Consider the following 21,268-nt stretch of genomic DNA (forward strand, 5'->3'; position numbering starts at 1 on the left):
AACCCCCACACCCCTCCTTCCACATCGGCAACGGCATGACCACCCCACCGTGGCCGGACGTGCACTACGCGGGATGACCTTCACCCGCGAACCGCTCGCGTGTGCCCGAGCCGCCGGCTCGGGCACACGCGAGTGCCGCCTCAGCCACCTGCGCCAGGACCGGTGGAGGTTCCTCAGGGCGCACAGCAGCGCCGACCGAGGGCATTCCGGCCACCGCCCGGGAACCGGTCGACTACCGTCGCACCCCATGGTGACCACGGCCTCGACCACCTGGCTGCTCGACTCCGACCCGGCGCTGCGCTGGCAGGTGGAGCGCGACCTCCTCGGCGAGCCGCCGGAGGTGTGGGGGGCGACGCGGGTGAGGGTCGCCACCGAGGGCTTCGGCGCCCGCCTCCTCGCGCTCCAGGACCCGGACGGCCAGTGGGCGGGCGGCGCGTTCTTCCCCACCGGCTTCGACTTCAACGGTCCCGAAGCGGCGGAGGGCGCGGGCCAGCCGTGGACGGCGACGACGTGGGCGCTGAACGCGTTGCGCGAGTGGGGTGTGGACGCCGAGGTGCTGCGCGGGCGCCGCACGGTCGAGCTGCTCGCCGAGAACAGCCGCTGGGAGTACGACGACCTGCCGTACTGGGGCGGTGAGGTCGACTGCTGCATCAACGCGTGGACCGTCGCGAACGGGGTGTGGCTCGGGGCGGACGTCACCGGCGTCGTCGACTGGTTCGTGGAGCACCGGCTGTCCGACGGGGGCTGGAACTGCGAGTGGGTCGAGGGCTCGACGCGCTCCTCGTTCCACTCGACCCTCAACTCGCTCAAGGGGTTGCTCGCCCACGAGGTCGCGACCGGCGGCACGGACGCCACCCGCGCCGCCCGCCGCGCCGGTGAGGAGTACCTGCTGCGGCGCGGCCTCTTCCTCCGCCTGTCCACGGGCGAGCCGGTCGCGCCGTGGGTGGACCGCTTCGCCTACCCGTTCCGCTGGTTCTACAGCGTGCTCAACGCGGCCGACCACTTCCGCGAGGCCGCACTGCTCGACGGCACTCCCCCCGACCCGCGCATGGCCGACGCGATCGGGCTCGTGCGCGCCGCGCGGCAACCGGACGGCACCTGGCTCCAGGCCCGCCGCCACCCCGGCCGGGTGTGGTTCGAGGTCGACGTGCCGGCGGGTGAGCCGTCGAAGTGGCTCACCCTGTCCGGGACGCGGGTGCTCGACTGGTGGGACTCGCGGTCCTGAGGCGCGTTCAGCGGGTCGCCGGGCGGGCGGCGGCCCGCTGGTCCAGCCACGTCAGGATCGCCCGGTTCGTCTCGTCCGGCTTCTCCTGCTGGATCCAGTGACCGCAGTCCAGACCGGTCACCTCCACGTCGGGCACGAACTCCGCCAGTCGTTCGGACCTCGGGATCGTGTCGCGGTCGCCGTAGATCATGAGTGCGGGCTGCCGGACGACCGGGTCGACGTCGGCCAGCAGGCGCCAGTTGCGGTCGAGGTTCCGGTACCAGTTGATGCTGCTCGTGAAGCCCGTCGAGGCGAAGGCGGAGACGAAGACGGCCAGTTCGTCCTCGCTCATGACGGGCTCGCCGAGGGGTGTTTCCGCCCTGGCGAGGTCGATCATCGCCATACCGGGCCGAGGCGGTTTCGAGGGCTCGTCCTTCCGGAACGCGTTGCGCAGGAACTGGGCCGTGTGCTCGTCGAGCACGGCGTCCGCGACGCCCGGCTGCCGGTTGAAGTGGACGAAGTAGAAGTCGGGGCCGAGCACGGCCTCCATGGAGTCGATCCAGGGCACCTCTCCGCGCTCCTGGTAGGGCAGGCTCAGCGCCACCACGCCGTTCACCCGGTCCGGGTGCAGCAGGGCCAGGCCCCAGACGACGAACGCGCCCCAGTCGTGGCCGACGAAGGTGGCGTCCTCGTAGCCGTGGTGGTCGAGGAGTGCGACGAGGTCACCCGACAGGTGCTCGATGTCGTAGGCCGTCACCTCGGCCGGGCGGGACGAGTTGCCGTAGCCCCGCTGGTTCGGGACGATGACGTGGTAGCCCGCCGCGGCCAGGGCCGGCACCTGGTGGCGCCAGGAGAAGGCGTGCTCCGGCCAGCCGTGGCAGAGCACGATGGGCTTCGCGTTCTCCCGGCCCGCTTCGAAGACCTCCAGCTCCACACCGTTGACGGAAACCGTGGTGGGTTCGGGGAAGTCGGTCGGATCGGACATCGCGTTTCTCCCTGTGGTTCGTCGGCGTCGGCGTCGGCGCGGCCGGCGGCCGATGCGGTCGGGTCGCCATGGTGCCGACCGAAACAGGTCACCCCGTGACCGGTTTTCCGTGGGAGTGTTGCCGGTGTGCGAGCCGACCGGCTGATGGCCCTCCTCCTGCTGCTGCAACAGCGCGAGCAGCTGACCGCGGCGGAGGTCGCCCGGGAGCTGGAGGTGTCCGAGCGCACCGCCCGCCGCGACTTCGACGCCCTGGCCGTGGCCGGGGTGCCCGTGTACTCCATCCAGGGCCGGGGCGGCGGCTGGCGCCTCGTGGGCGGCGCCCGCACCGACCTGTCCGGGTTGACCGCGGGTGAGGCCCGCGCCCTGTTCCTGGTCGCCGGCCCGGCCTCGGCCGCGGCGCCGGCCGTGAAAGCGGCGCTGCGCAAGCTCGTCCGCGCCCTGCCGGAACCTTTTCGGGCGCAGGCCGAGGCGGCGGCGTCGTCGTTGGTCGTGGACCCGCAGCGGTGGGGGTCGGACCGGGTCCGGCACCGGCCGCCGCCCCGCTTCCTCGACGAGCTCCAGGACGCGGTGATCCGCGGCGTGCAGGTGCGGCTCGGCTACGTCGACGGCAACGGCGCCGAGACCGGGAGGACCGTGCACCCGCTGGGCATCGTCGCCAAGGGCCCGTCGTGGTACCTCGTCTGCGACACCGACGCCGGCCGGCGGACCTTCCGGGTCGACCGCGTGTCGTCCGCCGAACCGACCGGCGACCCCGTGCGCCGACCCGACGACTTCGACCTCGCCGAGAGCTGGCGCGAGATCGCCGACGAGGTCGACCGCAGGCGGACGCCCCTGGAGGTCCGGGCGACCTGCGCGCCCGACGGGACGGCCCGGCTCCGGATGGTGCTCGGCGACCGGCTTGAGATCGGGGGTCCCACGACCGACGGCCGCGTCGAGGTCGTGATCCGCGGCTACAACGAGTACGCGCTCGCCGGCGAGCTCGCCGGGCTGGTCGAGTGGCTGGAGGTGACCGGACCCGCGGGTGTGCGGGACCACCTGGCCTCGATCGGCAGCGCACTCGTCGAACGGTACGGCTGAGACCGGCCCGTCGTCGGTCGTCCCCACGGCGTGTTCGGCGTCAGGGACCGGCGCCCTCGGCGGGCGTCCAGAGCACCCCGGGGACGTCACCGGTGGAGAAAAGCCCGGCCCGACGCCGATACCGCCGGCGCCGGGCTGGGCACTGCACAGTTCTTCGGTTCAGCCGGCTGGTCAGCCGAAGTTCACGTCACTGCACCACATGTAAGCCTGGTCCAGGTGCGAAGCCTGCCAGATGGTGAACACGACGTGGTGACCCCGGTAGGAGCCGTTGGTCTGGACGTTGAACTTGATGTCCTTCGCCGGGGCGTAACGACCGGTCGTGGTGACCAGGTCGAGGTCGCCCCACCCGAGCCGCTGGGTGCTGGGGTCGTAGCTGTTCTTGCTGACGTAGACCCGGAAGTAGTCGGCACCGTGGCTGGCCTGGTCGTACAGGTGCACCTGGAAGTTGCTGCCGACGCTGGTGGTCCGCCACTTGCCGGGGTTGTTCAGGGCACTGTTGCGCGAGAGGTTGTTGCTGCAGAGCTGCCCGTTGGGGGTCGCGCCCTGGAAGTTGCCGCCGAGCCCGTCCCGCAGCGCGCTCATCCAGTTCCACATGGTGTCGGCGTTGGACTGGAACGCCTGGTAGCACATGGGGTCCTGCTGCTGCATGGCCGGGTTCGTGTGCTGGCTGCCCCAACTCTGCCAACACTGGTAGGCACGGGTGGCGGGGCCGACGATCGTGCCGTGCGCCGAGGCCGTCGGGGTCCAGACGAACATGGTGGCCAGCATGCCGATGACCAACGCGATGATGCCCCGCCGACGGTTGGCGGACCCGGAGGTACTGCGCATACGCATGGTTGAGCCTCCACTCTTGGAGTGATTGAGCGGCGGTGATCGATATGGGAGCGCTCCCAGAAACAAGCAGTAGCGTATACGTCACTCAGCGAAACTTCAACGAAACTTTGGGCAAGCTCGCGACCGGTACACCAACCTGGGCGGCGACCTCCCCTCCATCCGTGCGCTGACCTGCGCCGATGAGAGCACGACAGCGCGAGGCGGCGGCCACCCCCGGCAGGATCGGCTCGGTCGGGAGCACGGCCGGCACCGGGCCCGCCGCACGGGGATGAGCCGTTCGGCGGTGAGCGGGTCGACCGTCCGGCCCCGCGACCGCTTCCCACGACCAGCGGCGGCGGAGCCCGCCTACCGGACCACGTCGGCGGCGGCCCGCGCCGTGTCGCCGGGCAGGTGGCGGGCGGCCGGGTGCGCGCGGGCGGCGGGGCCGCGGCCTGTCGCCGCGGGTGCCCCCGGACCGGTCTTCGCCGGAGGTGGCGGCGGGGCACGCGCGGTGGTCGGCCAGGGGTGCGCGTGGCCCTGACCGCGCGGCGGTGCGCGGCGGTGGCGCCCGACCGCGGTCCACCGCCACCGCGCTCACCCCCCGGCCGCCGGCACGCGTCCGGTCACCAGGGCCTCCCCCAGCGTGGTCAGCGAGTGCACGGTCCGCGTGCCGTGCCTGGTCGTCCGGATCAGGCCGGCGCCGCGCAGCACCCCGGTGTGCCGGCTCACCGACGCGGGCGACGTGCCGACGCGGCGGGCCAGCTCGGTGGTGCCCGCGCCGGTGCGGGCGCACTCCAGCACGGCGCTGCGGGTCGGGCCGAGCAGCTCGTCCAGCCCGCCCGGCGCGGCCCCGGTCCACCGGTCGGCGTCCGAGATGGGGTACACGAGCACCGGCGGCAGGTCGGGGTCGGCGGGCGTGCCCGGCCGGCGGGCGAAGTACGAGGGCACCAGGCGCAGCCCCCGGCCGCGCGGGTGCAGGTCCCGGTCCTGCGGGGAGTCGACCTCCAGCACGGAGCCGTCCCACCGGGCGTGCGGGCGCAGACCCGCGAGCAGGCCCGGCACGCCGGCGTCCACGAGGTCGCGGGCGCGGCGGGCGCGGTCGGCGTTGACGCTCTCCCGGACCACCTCGGCGTGCGGCTCGACGAGCACCGAGTACAGGTGCCGCACCACGTCCGCGAGCACGGCCGGGCCCCTCGGCCCGCCCAGCAGCGGGTCGACCCACGCCGGCAGCGGTCCCAGGCGCCCCAGCTCCGCCGCCAGCCGGTGCGGCGGGGTCGCGCGCAGCGCCGCCAGCCCCGCCTCCAGCCCGTCGGCCGACTCCGGTGGCGTGAGCAGGTCCGACACCGGCGCCAGCACGTGCAGCAGGCGCGGCGCCGGGTCGCGGCGGTCGAGCCGCTTCCGCACCGCGTTCACCCAGTCGTGGAATACCCGTGGCTGAACGTGGTCGCGCAAGCGGTCGCCGGCGAGCACCACCTCCCACAGCGGGTCGGCGGTCGGCGCGACGGTCGTGCGCACGAGGTCGTCGATCGTGAAATGGATGCGCAGCAAGGTTTTTCCCCCCTGGTTGAAGTCCCCTGGGGACATGATGACCGGACTTTTTCGCCCTGGCGCAACACTCTTGTGAAGTTCACCCGTCGGGAGGACAGTCGCTTCTGCCTGGGGAAACACCGACAGGAACACCGAAAGAGGGGGACGACATGAGGGGAACGTTGAGGCTGGCGGCGGCGGTCGCGGGAATGGCGCTGCCGGGGGTGCTGCTCGCGGCTCCGGCGCAAGCGGGGCCGACCGGGGGCGACGACGTGGCGACCCGGCACTACGCCTGCAACAGCTCGGTGGTGCCGCCGAACTCGGACCCGATCTCGGCGACGACGGGCGGCACCTCCGGTGCGCGCATCCGCACCGGCTCGTCGACGTCCTGCACGGCGGTCGGCACCGTCGAGCCCTCCAACCAGCTGGACTACCACTGCTGGACGCTCGGGAACGACGGCGCCACGTGGACCTACCTGCGGAACGTCACCACCAACAGGCGGGGCTGGGTCCGCGACGACCTGCTGCCGGGCAACGGCAGCAACTACGCCTGCCCGAACTGACGCACCGGGAGCACGACCGGACGCCGCGGCTCTACGGCCGCGGCGTCCGGCTCGCGCCTGGGTCACCGATGGCCGGTGTCCGAACCGGACTCGGGGTGGCCTGGGGAGGCGGCCGACGGGGGTGGCTCGGGGGCTCGGTGTCCGACGCGGGTGGCCCGGGTGGCTCGGGGGGCTGGCGCGGGTGGCCCGGGTGGCCCGGGTGGCTGGCGCGGGTGGCCGACGAGGTGGCTCGGGTGGCCGCTGCCGACCAACCCGGCGGGCCCGGCCGGCAGCGACCACGGCCACAAGCGCTTCGCCGCCGCGCTGAGGTAGTGGCAGCGGCAGCGGCCGGTGTCGGTATCGGTGTCGCAGCGGCCGGTGCCGCTGCCGGTGCCACTGCCGCTGTCGGTGCCGCACGTTCCCCTCGACCTCGGCGCCCAGGAGAACCCCGGGGAAAGGCGGCGGCCGAAATGCCGTGGCGGGTCGGACGTGGCGGTCCCTATCCTGCGGCGGTGTCGAAACCACTCACCGGCCCCCTGTGCACGCGGGACTCCCTCGCCGCCCAACTCGGCGAGGCGGGCCTGCGCGCCGGTGACACCGTCCTCGTGCACTCCTCGTTGAGCTCGCTCGGCTGGGTCTGCGGCGGGGCCGGGGCCGTCGTGTCGGCGCTGCTCGGCGTCCTGGGCCCGGACGGGACGCTGGTGGTGCCCACGCAGTGCGGCGACAACTCCGACCCGGCGCGGTGGCGGAACCCGCCCGTGCCCGAGTCGTGGTGGGCCGACATCCGCGCCTCGATGCCGCCCTACGACCCACGCACGACCCCGTCGAACGGCATGGGCGTGGTCCCCGAGGTGGTGCGGACCTGGCCGGGGGCGCTGCGCAGCGCCCACCCGCAGACCTCGTTCACCGCGATCGGGCCGCGCGCCGCCGAGGTGGTGGCGGACCACGCCCTGGACAGCCAACTCGGTGAGCGCAGTCCGCTCGCGCGACTGGAGGCGCTGGGGGCGCGGGTCCTGCTGCTGGGCGTCGGCTTCGACTCCTGCACCGCATTCCACCTGGCCGAGTACCGCCTCCCGGTTCCGCAGAGGGCCGACAACTCCTTCGCGATCACGACACCGCGCGGTCGGGTCTGGACGACCGTCCGCGACGTCGCCGTCGACGGCGACGACTTCGCGGAGCTGGGCGCGGCGTTCGTCGGGGAGCGGCCGGTCCACCACGGCCGGGTGGGTGCGGCGGGCACGCGGTTGTTCCCGCTGGCCGAGGCCGTCGCGTACGCCGAGGTCTGGCTGGCCGAGCACCGCGCCGGGCAGGGGTGAGCGGACGGGGGGTGAGCGGACGGGGATGAGCGAGCACAGGGGGGCGGGCGGGGTTGTCCTCCCGAGCCTCGCCGCCTGATGTCGGCCCGGTACAGCCGGCCCCGCGCCGGCAGGCGAGGTAGAGCGCGTCGCGGACGTGGGCCACCGCCTACCCGGCGGTCAGCCGACCAGCCACCGCTGGTTGGCCTGCCCGGTGCAGGTCCACTGCCGGACCTCGGCGCCGGGCTCGGTGGCGAAGTCGTAGTCGTCCAGGCACAGGCCGCTGTGCCGGTTGACCAGGGTGGTGGTGCCGCTGGTGGTGGTCAGCCGCCACTGCTGCACGGCCAGCCCGTTGCAGGTCCACTGCTGCACGACCGAACCTGCCGCGGTGCCCCAGTCCTTGTTGTCCAGGCACAGACCGCTGTGGCCGTTGGTCAGGGTGTGGTAGCCGTCGCCGGTCGGGGCCAGGTACCAGTCCTGCACGGTGGCCCCGTTGCACGTCCACTGCCGGACCTCCGCACCGGGCGCGGTGCCGAACTCGTAGTCGTCCAGGCACAGGCCGCTGTGCTGGTTGCGGACGCGCACCCGCGTGGTCGACCCGCCGCTCTCGCCCGAGGGGCCCGGCAGGACGGTCGAGGTGGGGACCGGGACACCGAGGTTGGGCGTGCCGTCGGCGTTCCACGAGACCTTCTGCACGCGGGTGGTGCGGGTGGTGCCGCAGCCCTGCGAGGCCGAGGAGTTGGCGTGGTAGGCGATCCAGGTCTCCGTGCCGTCCGGCGAGGTGAAGAACGAGTGGTGGCCGGGACCGAACACGCCGTTGGCGTCGTTGCGCTGGAAGATCGGGTTCGGGAACTTGTACCAGGACGAGACCGCCAGCGGGTCGCCGCCGCGGTACTCCAGCGTGCCCAGCTTGTAGTCCGCGGTGCCGCAGTAGCTGGCCGAGTAGGTCAGGAACGTGCGGTCGTTGCGCTGGAGGGCGAACGAGCCCTCGTTGACCGGCTGGCCCTGCCGCTCCCAGGCCAGCGTCGGCGCCGAGATCCGGGTGCCGCGGGCGGACACCGCGGTCGGGGAGCTCATCGGCGCGATGTAGATCGACTGGAGCCCGTCGGTGTGGAAGGCCGAGTAGTGGAAGTACAGGGCGCCGTTGAGCTTGAGCACCGCGCCGTCGATGGCCCAGCCGTTGCCGGGCATCAGGTCGAGCACACCGCGGTAGGTGTAGGGGCCCGCCGGGTCGTTGGCGGCGCTCTCCAGCACGTGGGTGCGGCGCTGACCGTAGCCGGAGCGGGGTTCCACCGAGTAGTAGACGTACCAGCGGTTGTTGATCTGCTCCAGGTGCGGGGCCCACATGGTGCAGCAGCCCTCGTTCTGCGTCGCGGTGAAGATCCGCGTCTCGGGCGCGCCGCGCAGGCCGGCGATCGTGGAGGACCGGCGCATCAGGATGTCGGAGCTCCACGTCGTGGCGACGTAGTAGTAGTTGCCGTTGTGCTGCACCAGCGTCGGGTCCGCGCTGTTGGGCGCGGGCACGACCGGGTTGGTGAACGACGGACCGGGCGCGGCCTCGGCCCGGGGCTGGACCGCCGTGGTCGGGGACAGGGCGGTGAGGAGGGCGGCGACGAGCGGCAGGAGCCGCCTCCCGCGGTGTGCTGACGGCATTGCGCGCTCCCGGTGACAGGGGGTGGGAGGGTCGGACCGGACCGGTGTCGATCTCCTCGGTGGAGGGGATGCCCCGCTCGGGGAACCGAAGATGTTTGCGTTAACATCAGATGCCCAACCAGTGTGTGACACAGGCCACGATCATGTCAAGGTACGCCTCCTCAGCCTTCCCCCCTATCTGAGGATCGATGCTGTTAGCGTTAACAGATCGGGCCCGAAGGCGTCACCGGTCACCTCTCCTACCGGTGGCCGCCACGGGGCGGGCGGGCGTTGGCGGTCCCGCGCCGTGTGCGGCGAGTGCGGCGGTTCGGGTCAAGCGGTTCGCCCGAACCGGTCATCTTGGGAACGTACTCGCCTCCGCGGTCGTCCCAGTCGCAGTAGCGTGGCGCGGTCTTGACCGTCACCGGAGGGGGAACCGATGACCGATCCGTTGGCGAACGTGCAGCGCCTGGTGGACGACTGGGAGCGCAACGCGCAGGAGAAGGCGGCACGGTACGAGGCGATGCGGCAGGAGGTCGAGCGGATCTCGATCACCCGCTCGGCGGCGGGCGGGGCGGTGAGCGTGACCGTCGGTTCGAACGGGATCCCGAGCGCGGTGGTCATGACCGAGGGCGTGTCGCGGTTGCGGCCGGAGCAGGTCGCGGCGGCGGTGATGGAGGCGATGCGCGCGGCGCAGGCCGCCTACCCGGCGGAGTTGGCGCGGATCGTGGACCAGACCGTGGGCGGGACCGAGTCGGGGCGGCACATCGTGGCCACCGCGGAGCGCAACTTCCCGCCGGTCGAGCCGGAGTCCCCGCCGCCCGGACCGCCGCGTCGCCCGCGCGGGGACGACGACGGTGATTTCAGCGGCGAGAGCTACCTGGGGTGATGTGATGACCGGCGGTTACCAGGCCCTGACGGGTGAGATCGGCGCGTTGGCGGGACGGGTGGAGGGGTTGTCGGAGCGGTTGCGCGCGGCGGCGGACGCGGCGCGGACGGTGGCGATGAACGACTCCGCCTACGGCGTGGTCTGCCAACCCTTCGCGATGCTGTTGCAGCCCTTCGAGGACATGGGCGTGGAGGCGCTGGTCAAGGCGGCGGAGACGGTGGCCGACAACGCGGCGGGCCTGCGCGACACCTCGCGCGCCTACGACCAGCGCGAGACCGACGAGTCGGCGCGGATGGACGGGTTGCACCGGTGAGCAACCCGTTGATCGCCGCGCCGCAGAGCGACACCACCGCGCTGACCGGTATCGGTATCGCCGAGTCGGCGCAGGGCCTGGCGAGCGGTATCTCCGACGGCAGCTGGGTCGAGGCCGGGCTCGGCGGCGTCGGCGTCGGGCTGGAAGTGCTGTCGATGGTGATCGACCCCGTCGGCACCGTGGCCTCCTACGGCGTCGGCTGGCTCATCGAGCACGTCCAGCCGCTCAAGGAGGCGCTGGACTGGTTCGCCGGGGACCCGCCGGTGATCCGCTCCTTCAGCGAGACCTGGGGCAACGTCGCCGCCGAGGTCGGCCGCATCGCCGGCGAACTGGGGCAGCAGGACGCCCCCGGCTGGCAGGGCGCCGCCGCCGACACCTACCGCGGCCACGCCGCCCAGACCGCCGCCGCCATCGCCGGCGCCGCCACCCTCGCCGAGGGCATCGGCGTCGGGGTGATGGTCATGGGCGAGGTCGTCGCCGCCGTCCGCGAGATCATCCGCGACCTCGTCGCCGAAGTCGTCGGCAAGCTCATCACCTGGGCCCTGGAGGCCGTCGCCACCCTCGGCCTGGCCACCCCGCTCATCGTCGCCCAGGCCACCTCCACCATCGCCCGGGTCTGCAACCGCATCTCCGACCTGGTCCGCAAGCTGGTCAAGACCATCGGCAACGTCACCCCGCGCATCCGCCAGGTCCTGGACAAACTCGGCGAGATCATGGAGAAGCTCGGCAAACTCGGCCGCAAAGCCGACGGACCCGGAGGACCCGGCACCACCACTCCCTCCAGCGCCCCGAGCACCCCCAGGACCGACGTCCCGACGATCCGCGACGCCGACGCGCCCACCACGCCCTCCGGCACCACCCCCGACGGCACGTCCCCCTCAGGCGTCACCTCGCCCTCCGGGACGACGTCCCCGAGCGGGACCTCCCCCGACACCAGCCCGCACCGGCCCGCGGACCCGAACGACACCAGGACGCCCGAACCGGACCGGGTGTGCGAGAACGACCCGATCGACGTCGTCAGCGGCGAGATGGTCCTCGCCCACACCGACCTCGACCTGCCGGGCGTGCTGCCGCTGGTGCTGGGCCGGACCCACGTCTCGTCCTACCGCGCGGGCCGCTCGTTCGGGCCGTCCTGGGCGTCCACGCTGGACCAGCGGCTGGAGTTCGACGCGCGCGGTGTGCTGTTCCTGGCCGAGGACGGCGTGGTGCTGGTCTACCCGGAGCCCGCCGGGCAGCCCGTGCTGCCCGAGGTGGGAGCCCGGTGGCCGCTGTCGCGCGTCGGCGACGGCTACGCGATCACCCAGCGCGGCACCGGCCGCACGCTGTGGTTCGGCGCGGAGGGCCCGCTGGCGGCGGTGACCGACCGCAACGACAACCGGATCGAGTTCGACCGCGACGCGGCGGGCACGGTCACCGCGGTGCGGCACAGCGGCGGTTACCACGTCGACGTGCGCAGCGACCGGGGTCTGGTGACCGAACTGCGGCTGCGCGGCGCCGACGTCGTGGTCGCCGGGTTCCGCTACGACGGCGACGAGCTGACCGAGGTGGTCAACTCCTCCGGCAGGCCGATGCGGTTCGACTACGACCACGCGGGCCGCATCACGCAGTGGACCGACCGCAACGGCGAGTGGTACCGCTACCACTACGACGCGCGGGGCCGGTGCGTCGGCAACGAGGGCTCGGGCGGGTTCCTCGACGGCGCGTTCGAGTACGAGGAGGGCACGACCAGGTTCACCGACGCGCTCGGCGCGACCACGACGTACCGGTTCGACGACCGGCGACGCCTGACCGCCAGGACCGACCCCCTGGGCCACACCGTCACCCAGGAGTGGGACGAGTTCAACCGGTTGGTCGCCCGCACGGACGAGCTCGGGCACACCACCCGCTTCGCCTACGACGAGGCGGGCGACCTGACCACCACCACCCGGCCCGACGGCACCCAGGCCATCGCCGGGTACGACGAGCACGGCCTGGTCACCACGTTCGTCGCCCCCGACGGCGGGGTGTGGCGGCAGGTCTTCGACGAGCGCGGCAACCTGCTGGCCGAGACCGACCCGGCGGGGGCGGTCACCAGCTACGCCTACGACGACCGCGGCCACCGGCGCGCGGTCACCGACGCCCTCGGCGCGGTGCGGCGCATCGAGACCGACGACGCGGGCATCCCGGTCGCGGTCACCGACGCCACGGGCGCGACGACCCGGTACGTCCGCGACGCGTTCGGCCGCGCCGCCGCGGTGGTCGACCCGCTCGGCGGGCGCACCGAGTACGCCTGGACCGTCGAGGGCAGACCGCTGGCCCGCACCCGTCCCGACGGGGCCACCGAGTGGTGGCGCTACGACGCCGAGGGCAACGAGGTCGAGCACGTCGACCCCCTCGGCCGGGTGCGCAGGGTCGCCACCACGCACTTCAACCTGCCCTCGGTCGAGATCCGCCCCGACGGGAGCCGGTTCGAGTTCGGCTACGACCGCACCCTGCGGCTGACCTCGGTCACCACCGCCCAGGGCCTGGTCTGGCGCTACGAGTACGACGCGGCGGGCAACCTGGTCCGGGAGACCGACTTCAACGGCCGCGTGCTGACCTACCGGCACGACGCGGCGGGCCGGCTCGTCGAACGGGTCAACGGTGCGGGGCAGACGGCCACGTTCACCCGCGACGCCCTGGGCAACATCGTCGAGCGGCGGTGCGGCGACGCGGTGACCACCGTCGAGTACGACGAGCTCGGCCGGATCACCCGCGCCCGCAACGGCGACGCGGAGCTGTCCTACACCCGGGACCCGCTGGGCCGGGTGCTGGCCGAGACCGTCAACGGGCGCACCGTCGCCTCGGCGTACGACGCGGTCGGTCGGCGCGTGCGCAGGCGGACCCCGACCGGCGCCACCACCTCCTGGGAGTACGACGGGAACTCCCGGCCGACCCGGCTCACCGCGGGCAGCCGGGTCGTGGCGTTCGACCACGACGCGGCGGGCCACGAGGTCAGCCGGTCGACGGGCAACCTGGTCCTCGCCCAGGCGTGGGACACCAACCACCGGCTGACCGGGCAGGTGCTGCTCGCCGGCGGCCACGAGGTGGCGCACCGCCGGTACGAGTACCAGGCGGACGACAACCTCACCGCGGTCCACGACTCGGCCGGCCCGTCGCGCGGCTACCGCGTCGACCCCCTCGGGCGGGTCACCGGCGTCGAGGGACCGGGGTGGCGGGAGCGGTACGCCTACGACGCGGCGGGCAACGTCACCACGCCCGACTCCACGCACGAGGGCACCCTGGTGCGCACCTCGGGCGACGCGCGCTACGAGCACGACGCGCAGGGCCGCGTCGTGCTGCGGCAGCGCAAGCGGTTGTCCCGCAAGCCCGACACGTGGCACTACCGGTGGGACGCCGATGACCGCCTCGTCGCGGTGACCACCCCGGACGGCACGCGGTGGTCCTACCGGTACGACCCGCTGGGCCGCCGCATCGCCAAGCTGCGCCTCGCGCCCGACGGATCGGTGGCCGAGCGGGTCGACTTCGCCTGGGACGGCTCGGTCCTCGCCGAGCAGACCCACTCCGCCGGGCACGGCACGACCTGGGAGTTCGCCCCGGACAGCTTCCGGCCGCTCACCCAGACCGAGCGGTCGCGCGTCGGCCAGGAGTGGGTCGACCGGCAGTTCTACGCCATCGTCACCGACATCGTCGGCACGCCCACGGAACTGGTCGACGAACGCGGGGTGCCCGCCTGGCGGCGGGAGTCGACGCTGTGGGGCCTGCCCGCGGGTGCCCGCACCGGCACCGCGGACACGCCGCTGCGGTTCCCCGGCCAGTACCACGACGCCGAAACCGGGCTGCACTACAACTACCTGCGCTACTACGACCCGCTCGCCGCCCGCTACACCAGCCCCGACCCGCTGGGGCTGTTCGGCGGGCCGTCGCCGCACGGGTACGTGCACAACCCCACCGGGTGGAGCGACGCGCTCGGCCTCACCGAGACCAGGGACATCGAGTTCCTCGATCCCCACGACATCAACTTCTCCCAGCGCAGCATCACCCAGAACGAGTACGCGGACGCGATGCGCAACGGCCAGTGGGACTGGGACCGGTCGCCGGTGCACGTCATGGAGATCGACGGGCAGCTGGTCAGCTACGACAACCGCCGCCTCGACGCCGCGCGGGAGGCGGGCGTGCCGGTCGGTGTCCAGCGGGTCGACCCCAACGCCCCGCACCCCGACTCGACGACCGGCAAGACGTGGGCCGAGAAGTTCCAGGAACGCTTCCGCGACCCGCGCAACAGGCTCAACGGCGAGCCGGTCCCCAACACCGGATTGAGCGAACGACCGGCCTCCCTGCCCCCGGGCTGCGGCGGAGGACGGCGGAGGAGACGCGGATGAGCGAGATCACCACCCTCTGGTCGGCGGCGCGCCTGCCCATCGAGGACGGCCTCTACTTCGCCGACGGCCGCTCGTACGCGGTCGAGGTCGCGGGTGCGGGGCTGCGCCTCGTCGAGGCGTTCGACCTGGGCGAGCTGCTGGCCGAGGACCCCGAGTGGCTGACCTCGATCGACATCACCAGGGAGATCAGCGTTCCCGGCGGCTACGCGTGCGCCGGCGAGGGCTCGCACGGCTCGGAGGGCTTCTTCGCCCGGCTGGCCGAGGACCGCTCGCTGGTCTGGGTCTGCTACCTGTCCGAGTCCAACCCGTTCGGGGAGCTGGCGGTCGAGTCGTCGACCCTGATCGCGACCTCGACGTCCGGGTTGTCGCTCAGCCTCCCCCTCGACCACCCGGACGAGGCGCTGCCGACCGGCGGCTGAACCCGATGTGCGTGTGGGACCCGCCGCGCGGCCGGGCACACTCCACCGCATGTCCGACCACGACCTGCTCCGCTGGCAGTTCGACCTGACCTGGGCCCTGTTCGAGTACCACCTGGAACGGCTGGTGCCCGGGGACCACCTGTGGGAACCGACCGGCTCGGTGTGGACGGTCCGGGACGGGGTGCCGGACTGGGCCGACACCGAGCCCGACCCGGTGCCCGTGCCCACCATCGCCTGGGTCTCCTGGCACCTGGGCTGGTGGTGGTCGGTCGCGATCGACCACGCGCGGGAGCGCACCCCGCGCGACCGGGTGGAGATCACCTGGCCCGGTCCGGACCGGGTGGTGGAGTGGCTGCGCGGCCTGCGCGACGAGTGGGTGGAGCTGCTGCCGACCCTGGACCTGTCCGCGCCGTCCACCTTCCCGTGGCCGGACCGCACGGTCGGGCACACCGCGGCCTGGGTGAACGCCGAGCTGATGAAGAACGTGACCGAGATCGGGCAGTTGCGCCTGCTCAGGGCCGCGACGCCGGGTCGCTGACGGCCGCTGCCGGCCGTTCGGACGGGTTCCCGGCGCGGTCGAGGCGGTCGGTGACGGGACTTCCCGGGCCCCACAGCGGACTGCCCGACCGAGGGGGGCGCGCCGGCGGGTGCCGGCGCTGGTCGTGGTCGTCGCCGCGATCGGGGTGCTGGTCGCCGTGGTGGTCAGCGGTCGTGGCGGTCCGGCGGGCCGAGCGCGCCGCCCGGGTCCACGGGCCGCGTGGACGACCCCCGTCCGGCGGCGCGGCGCCGGCGGTGACCGGGCCGCGCCGTCGGGCGGGAGGGGATCAGGTCGGGCGGGAGGGGATCAGAAGGTCAGGCTCCACGAGTTGATGGTGCCGGTGTCGTTGCGGACCACGTCCCGCGCCCGCAGCTGCCACGTGCCGTTGGCGGGTTCGGCGGAGGCGTCGACGGTGTAGGTGGCGATGACGTTGTCGGCGCTGTCGTTGTCGTTGCGCGGCTTGAGCGGGTAGACCGTGCCGTCGGGCGCCACCAGGTCGACGACGAGGTCACCGCGCCAGGTGTGGCGGATGTCGACGTCGACCTTCGTCGTGGCGGGCGCGTTGCCCCGGCAGTTCGTGACCGACAGGGGGCTGGTCACCGCCGCGCCGGCGTCGGGGATCGCGACGTCGGCGGGGTTGGTGAAGGGGCCGCAGACCGGGGGCGGGGTGGTGCCGCCGCCGAGGGTGTTGAGCAGCCTGTTCGGCGAGCCGGGCCCGGCGTCGCCGATGGTGACCGCGCTGGCCTGCCCCACCAGGGCGTCGCGGACCTGCTGGGCGCTCGCGGAGGGGTTGCCCGCGAGGTGCAGGGCGGCGGCCCCGGCGACGTGCGGCGCGGCCATGGACGTGCCGGTCATGGTGCGGGTGCCGGTGTCGTTCTGGTGGCTCGCCGAGACGATGTTCGTGCCGGGCGCCCAGATGTCCAGGCACGAGCCGTAGTTGGAGGTGGAGCTGCGGGCGTCGGTGGTGGTGGTGTTGCCGACGGTGATGGCCTCGGGCAGCTTCGCGGGCGAGGTCCGGCAGGCGTCGGTGCCCTGGTTGTTGCCCGACAGCGTCCACACCACGCCGGAGGAGATGGAGCTCTTGATCGCGTTCTCCACGCTGGGCGCGGAGCTGCCGAAGTAGAGGCTGAAGTTGGCCACGGCGGGCTTGACCGCGTTGCGGGTGACCCAGTCGATCCCGGCCAGGGTGTCCTCGGTGGTGGCGCTGTCGTTGCAGTCCAGCACCCGCACCGACACCAGCTTGACGCCCTTGGCCACGCCGTACGCCGAACCGCCGATGGTGCCGGCCACGTGCGTGCCGTGGCCGAGGCAGTCGCTCGCGTCGGTGTCGTCGTCGACGAAGTCGTAGCCGCTCTTGGCCCGGCCGCCGAACGACTGGTGGGTCATCCGGATGCCGCTGTCCACGACGTAGGCGGTGACGTTCGAGGCGGTGGTGTTGTAGGTGTAGGAGTTGCTCAGCGGCAGGGACCGCTGGTCCACCCGGTCCAGGCCCCAGGACGGCGGGTTCTGCTGGGTGTCCGAGGCCCGGCCCACGACGACCGGTTCGACGTGGCGCACGGCCGGGTCCCGGGCCAGCCGGGCGGCCTGCCGGGCGTCCAGCTCGACCGAGAACCCGCGCAGCGCCGAGTCGTAGATCCGGTTGACCTTCCCGGCGTAGCGCGCCGCCAGGTCGGGGACCGCGGTCCGGGCGGTGGTGTCGTCCAGGACGACGATGTAACGGTCCGTGACCACGGTCGCGCCGGGCGGGTGAGCGAGCAGCTTCGGCGAGACCTGGGCGGTGGCCGGTGGGGCGGTGACGAGGGCGGCGGTGACGCCCGCCGCCGCGACCACGCCCAGGAAGCGTGATGTGACGTGCATGGTTCCTCCGGAACCGGCCTGGTGGCCGGTCGTGCAGGGATGGGGTCCGCCGACTCGGCCCGGTCGGGGTCCGCGGTCGGCGACCACCTGAACATGCACCCCCGCCCTTCCCCGGACAATGCGTGCGACAAAGAGGGGGTATACCTAATAAACGCCCACCCGTGACTACTGCGAGTGGTGGTGACGACACGTCCGAGCGAGGTACGGTGCTCGCATGTCCCACCACACGACGTCGCCCGTCGCGGACGTCTTCGTGGGCCGGGCCGCCGAGCTGGACGTGCTGGTCCGGGCGGTGCGCGGGTCGCCCGCCGTGGTGCTGGTCGAGGGCGAGGCGGGCGTGGGCAAGACGCGCCTGGTGCGCGAGCTGCTCCGGCACCCGGCCGCGGCGGGCCGGACCGTACTGCTGGGGCGCTGCCACCCGCTGCGCTCCCCCCTGCCCTACGGGCCGGTCGTGGACGCGCTGCGCCACCTGCGCGAGGTGCCGCTCGCCGCCGCGCTGCCGCCGATCACCGGCGCGCTGCACCCGCTGCTGCCGGAGCTCGCGCCGCTGCTGCCCGACCCGCTGCCCAGGGCCGACGCCGGCACCGAGCGGCACCGGCTGTTCCGGGCGGTGCGCGACCTGCTCGTGGTGGCCGGACCGGCGGTGCTGGTGCTGGAGGACGTGCACTGGGCGGACGAGGGCACCCACGACCTGCTGCGCTACCTGGCCCACCCGCCGCGCGAGGTGCCGCTCGTGCTGACCTGCCGCCGGGAGGACCGCCTGCCGCCGACGCGGTTGGCCGACCACGTCCTGGGGCTGGCCCCGCTGGCGCCCGCGCACGTGCGCGAGCTGGCCGCGGGGCTGCTGCGCGTGCCGAAGGTGCCCGAAAACTTCGCCGTCGAGCTGCACCGCCGCACGGCCGGCATCCCGTTCGCGGTGGAGGAGGTGCTGCGCGAGATCCGCGAGGGCACCGCCGACCTCGACTCGCTGCGGCCGGGCTCGGGCGACCGGGTACCCGTGCCGCTGCTGCTGCGCGACACCCTCGCCGACCGCCTGGACCGGGCCGGCCCCGGGGTCGCCCGCGTGGTGCGGGCGGCGGCCGTGCTCGACGCGCCGGAGACCGAGGACGTGATCACCGCGGTGGCCGGGCTGCCCGCGACCGACGCGGCGGAGGCGCTGGTCAGCGGGCTGCGCGCCGGGCTGCTGCACGAGGTGTCGCCGGGCCGCTACGCGCTGCGCCACCCGCTGGCCCGGCAGGCGGTCTACGCGCCGCTGCCCGGTCCCCTGCGCCGGGCCTCGCACGCCAGGGCCGCCGCCGCGCTGGCCGCGCTGCCCGACCCGCCGCTGGTCCGCCTCGCCCACCACCACCGCCGCGCCGGCGAGCTGGACGCGTGGGTGCACTCGACGGCCGCCGCGGTGGAGCACGCCGCCCTGGTCGGCGACACCGCCCTGGCGCTGCGGCTGCTGGAGGACGCCCTGGGCGACCCCGAGCTGCCGCGCGACGCGAAGGACGCGTTCGCCGTGCGGTTGAGCAAGCTGGCCCTCCAGAGCATCGTGCACGACGGCACGGTCCGGTGCCTGCGCGCGGTGGTGGCCGACCGGGCGATGAGCCGCACGGCCCGCGGCGAGGCGCGGCTCAACCTGGGCATCCTGTTGATCAACCAGGTCGGCTCGGTCGCGGCGGGGCGCGCCGAGATCGAGCTGGCCGTGCCCGACCTGAGCCGGCGGCCCGCGCTGGCCGCCCGGGGCATGGCCGCGCTGTCGCTGCCCGGTTTCGGCGACGCCCCCGTGACCGAGCACCTGCGGTGGCTGGGCGAGGCCGAGCGCGTCATCGGCGACAGCGGTGACGAGGAGCTGGTGGCCGCCGTGCGGGCGAACCGCGTCTCCACCCTCCTCCAGACCGCCGACCCCGCCGCGTGGGACGCGGTGGCCGCGCTGCCCGCGCACGCCGCCTCGGTGCGGGTCCGCCGCCAGCTCACCCGGACCTACCACAACCTCGCCGACGCGGCGACGTGGCTCGGCCACTACGACCGGGCCCGGGAGTTCCTCGACCGCGGCACGCGCATGGCCGCCGACTCCGACGTGCCCTACCTGGCCGCGCTCAGCGACGGCACCGCGCTGCGGCTGCGCGCCGCCACGGGCGGGTGGGACGGCCTCGAAGCCGACGTCCACCGGTTCACCGAGCAGGCCGGTGACATGGCGTTCCTCGCGGTCGACGGGTGGCTGGCGCTGGGCAGGCTCGCGCTGGACCGCGGCGACGCGCCGCTGGCGGCCCGGCACTTCGGCACGGCGCTGGCCGCGGCGCCCGACAACGCGCCGGCGGTGGCCTCGGCGATGGCCGGGCGGGCGGCGGCGCACCTGGTGCTGGGCGCGGTGACCGCGGCGTGCCACGAGGCCGACCGCGCCCTGGCCAAGTCCCGGCGCAAGGGCAACTGGGTGTGGGCGGCCGAGCTGGCGCCCGTCCTCGTCCGCGCCCACCTGCGGGCCCGCCGCGCCGCGGACGCCGTCGCCGTCACCGCCGAGTACGCCGAGGGCATCGCGGGCCGGGACGCGCCGCTCGCCGCGGCCGGGCTGGACCTGTGCCGCGGCGAACTGGCCGCCGCGCGGGGCGAGCACGAGGAGGCCGCGCGCCGGTTCCACGAGGCCGCGCACCGCTTCGCCGCCCTGCCCCGCCCGCACACCGCCGCCGCGGCCGCCGAGGCGTCGGCCCGCCACTGCGCGCAGGCGGGCGACCGCGAGGCGGCGGCGGAACGCGTCACCTCGGCGATCACCGGCTTCACCGGGCTCGGCCTGCCGCGCGACGTGCGGCGGTGCGAACGGGCGTTGCGCGGTTACCGGGGCAGCGCGCGGCGCGGCCGGCGCGGTTACGGACAGGTCCTGTCGCCGCGCGAGCACGAGGTGGCCGCCCTCGTCGGTTCGGGGCTGACCAACCGCCAGATCGCCGAGGCGCTGTTCCTGTCGCAGCGCACGGTGGACAACCACGTGTCCCGGGCGATGCGCAAGCTGGGGATCACCTCGCGCACCGCCCTGCGCGACGGCCACGGCGCCGCGGACGGGACGGGGCCTCGGCGCCTGTAGTGCGGGACGCGGCAGGACCACCGACCGGCGTCGTCGCCGGTGCCGTTGACGCCCGCAGCGGGTACGGGCTGGTCCACGCGGTGCGGTCGGACCGGCGGGCGCCGAGCCGTCAGGGGGTCGGGTCGGGCGCCACGGCGCGGCGGACGCTGTCGCGCAGCAGGGCCCGGCGGCGGTCGTGGGCGGCGGCGGGTTCCTCGGCGGTGGCCGCGTAGACGTTGCTGACCGGTGACCAGGCCATCGACATGGCGATGACCACGGCCATCAGGTCGAACGGGTCGCCGGCGCGGACCAGGCCCGCCGCCTGCGCCTCGGCGATGGCCCGCAGCTTGCCGTCGTCGAGGCGGTCGGCGTCCTCGACGAGGTGGCCGGTGGGCCGCCGCTCCAGGCGGGCCCAGGTGGCGAGCCGGATGAGGTCGGGGCGCCGCAGGTACTCGTCGTAGAGGCGCACGGCCCAGTCCGCCAGGTCGGTGGCGTCGATCGGGACGACGTTGACGATCCGCTCCAGGGAACCGGAGAAGATGGCGTCGAACAGCCCCTCCTTGCTGCCGAAGTAGGCGTAGAGCTGGGCTTTGTTGGTGCGCGCCGAGGCCACGACGCGTTCGATGCGGGCGCCGGCGAGGCCGTGCTCGGCGAACTCGCGGGTGGCCACGTCGATGATGCGCCGGCGCGTGGCCGCGCCGCGGGCCGTCAACTGCTGGTCGTCGGGCACGACCGAAGCCTACCTACAGAACAGTCGGTTTGCTTTGCGACGGCCGCTC

16 protein-coding genes are annotated in these 21,268 nt (G+C 73.9%); 10 read left to right on the plus strand and 6 right to left on the minus strand.

What is annotated here, in order from left to right; genetic code table 11:
- Positions 1-247 precede the first annotated feature (247 nt).
- Positions 248-1,225: a prenyltransferase/squalene oxidase repeat-containing protein gene (locus ACFP3R_RS33355; RefSeq protein ID WP_380642186.1), complete on the plus strand. Its 978-nt coding sequence runs from the start codon at positions 248-250 to the stop codon at positions 1,223-1,225.
- Positions 1,226-1,232: 7 nt separating this feature from the next.
- Here ACFP3R_RS33355 and ACFP3R_RS33360 read toward each other — a convergent pair whose 3' ends face one another.
- Positions 1,233-2,189, minus strand: a complete 957-nt coding sequence (locus tag ACFP3R_RS33360; RefSeq protein ID WP_380642188.1) for an alpha/beta fold hydrolase — start codon at positions 2,187-2,189, stop codon at positions 1,233-1,235.
- 126 nt (positions 2,190-2,315) lie between these two features.
- Here ACFP3R_RS33360 and ACFP3R_RS33365 point away from each other — a divergent pair, with 126 nt between their 5' ends.
- The gene (locus ACFP3R_RS33365; protein ID WP_380642190.1) at positions 2,316-3,266 is read left to right on the plus strand and encodes a helix-turn-helix transcriptional regulator; all 951 of its coding nucleotides are present in this window, start codon (positions 2,316-2,318) and stop codon (positions 3,264-3,266) included.
- A 171-nt stretch (positions 3,267-3,437) separates the two neighbouring features.
- On the opposite strand, the gene ACFP3R_RS33370 is transcribed toward ACFP3R_RS33365, so the two are convergent.
- Both ACFP3R_RS33370 and ACFP3R_RS33375 read right to left on the minus strand, forming a co-directional pair.
- On the minus strand, positions 3,438-4,100 hold the full coding sequence (locus ACFP3R_RS33370) for a lytic polysaccharide monooxygenase auxiliary activity family 9 protein (RefSeq protein WP_380642192.1): 663 nt from the start codon (positions 4,098-4,100) through the stop codon (positions 3,438-3,440).
- A 573-nt stretch (positions 4,101-4,673) separates the two neighbouring features.
- Positions 4,674-5,627, minus strand: a complete 954-nt coding sequence (locus tag ACFP3R_RS33375) for an ArsR/SmtB family transcription factor (RefSeq protein ID WP_380642194.1) — start codon at positions 5,625-5,627, stop codon at positions 4,674-4,676.
- 149 nt (positions 5,628-5,776) lie between these two features.
- Here ACFP3R_RS33375 and ACFP3R_RS33380 point away from each other — a divergent pair, with 149 nt between their 5' ends.
- Positions 5,777-6,169 (plus strand): SH3 domain-containing protein, encoded by a 393-nt coding sequence (locus tag ACFP3R_RS33380; protein ID WP_380642196.1) that lies wholly within the window; start codon positions 5,777-5,779, stop codon positions 6,167-6,169.
- Positions 6,170-6,660: 491 nt separating this feature from the next.
- Positions 6,661-7,464: an AAC(3) family N-acetyltransferase gene (locus tag ACFP3R_RS33385; RefSeq protein WP_380642198.1), complete on the plus strand. Its 804-nt coding sequence runs from the start codon at positions 6,661-6,663 to the stop codon at positions 7,462-7,464.
- Positions 7,465-7,623: 159 nt separating this feature from the next.
- On the opposite strand, the gene ACFP3R_RS33390 is transcribed toward ACFP3R_RS33385, so the two are convergent.
- A complete protein-coding gene (locus tag ACFP3R_RS33390; protein ID WP_380642200.1) occupies positions 7,624-9,096 on the minus strand; it encodes a family 43 glycosylhydrolase in 1,473 nt (490 codons plus the stop codon).
- A gap of 418 nt (positions 9,097-9,514) precedes the next feature.
- On the opposite strand from ACFP3R_RS33390, the gene ACFP3R_RS33395 reads away from it, so the two are divergent.
- The 5 genes from ACFP3R_RS33395 to ACFP3R_RS33415 are packed head-to-tail and all read left to right on the plus strand — an operon-like array spanning position 9,515 to position 15,595.
- Positions 9,515-9,964 (plus strand): YbaB/EbfC family nucleoid-associated protein, encoded by a 450-nt coding sequence (locus ACFP3R_RS33395; RefSeq protein ID WP_380642202.1) that lies wholly within the window; start codon positions 9,515-9,517, stop codon positions 9,962-9,964.
- Positions 9,965-9,968: 4 nt separating this feature from the next.
- Complete coding sequence (locus ACFP3R_RS33400) at positions 9,969-10,277, plus strand: type VII secretion target (protein WP_380642204.1); 309 nt, start codon at positions 9,969-9,971, stop codon at positions 10,275-10,277.
- Complete coding sequence (locus ACFP3R_RS33405; RefSeq protein WP_380642206.1) at positions 10,274-14,638, plus strand: DUF6531 domain-containing protein; 4,365 nt, start codon at positions 10,274-10,276, stop codon at positions 14,636-14,638. The genes ACFP3R_RS33400 and ACFP3R_RS33405 overlap by 4 nt, the downstream gene beginning before the upstream one ends.
- Positions 14,635-15,057 (plus strand): hypothetical protein, encoded by a 423-nt coding sequence (locus ACFP3R_RS33410; RefSeq protein WP_380642207.1) that lies wholly within the window; start codon positions 14,635-14,637, stop codon positions 15,055-15,057. The genes ACFP3R_RS33405 and ACFP3R_RS33410 overlap by 4 nt, the downstream gene beginning before the upstream one ends.
- Before the next feature lie 49 nt (positions 15,058-15,106).
- Complete coding sequence (locus ACFP3R_RS33415; RefSeq protein WP_380642209.1) at positions 15,107-15,595, plus strand: DinB family protein; 489 nt, start codon at positions 15,107-15,109, stop codon at positions 15,593-15,595.
- A gap of 306 nt (positions 15,596-15,901) precedes the next feature.
- Here ACFP3R_RS33415 and ACFP3R_RS33420 read toward each other — a convergent pair whose 3' ends face one another.
- A complete protein-coding gene (locus ACFP3R_RS33420; RefSeq protein WP_380642211.1) occupies positions 15,902-17,452 on the minus strand; it encodes a S8 family peptidase in 1,551 nt (516 codons plus the stop codon).
- Between the two features lie 214 nt (positions 17,453-17,666).
- Here ACFP3R_RS33420 and ACFP3R_RS33425 point away from each other — a divergent pair, with 214 nt between their 5' ends.
- Positions 17,667-20,510: an ATP-binding protein gene (locus tag ACFP3R_RS33425; RefSeq protein WP_380642213.1), complete on the plus strand. Its 2,844-nt coding sequence runs from the start codon at positions 17,667-17,669 to the stop codon at positions 20,508-20,510.
- Between the two features lie 109 nt (positions 20,511-20,619).
- Here the strand turns inward: ACFP3R_RS33425 and ACFP3R_RS33430 are convergent, their stop codons facing one another.
- Positions 20,620-21,219, minus strand: coding sequence for a TetR/AcrR family transcriptional regulator (locus tag ACFP3R_RS33430; RefSeq protein ID WP_380642215.1), 600 nt, complete (start codon positions 21,217-21,219; stop codon positions 20,620-20,622).
- Positions 21,220-21,268: the final 49 nt, after the last annotated feature.

The organism is Saccharothrix lopnurensis (genome assembly GCF_042658445.1).
Classification (GTDB): Bacteria; Actinomycetota; Actinomycetes; order Mycobacteriales; family Pseudonocardiaceae; genus Actinosynnema; species Actinosynnema lopnurensis.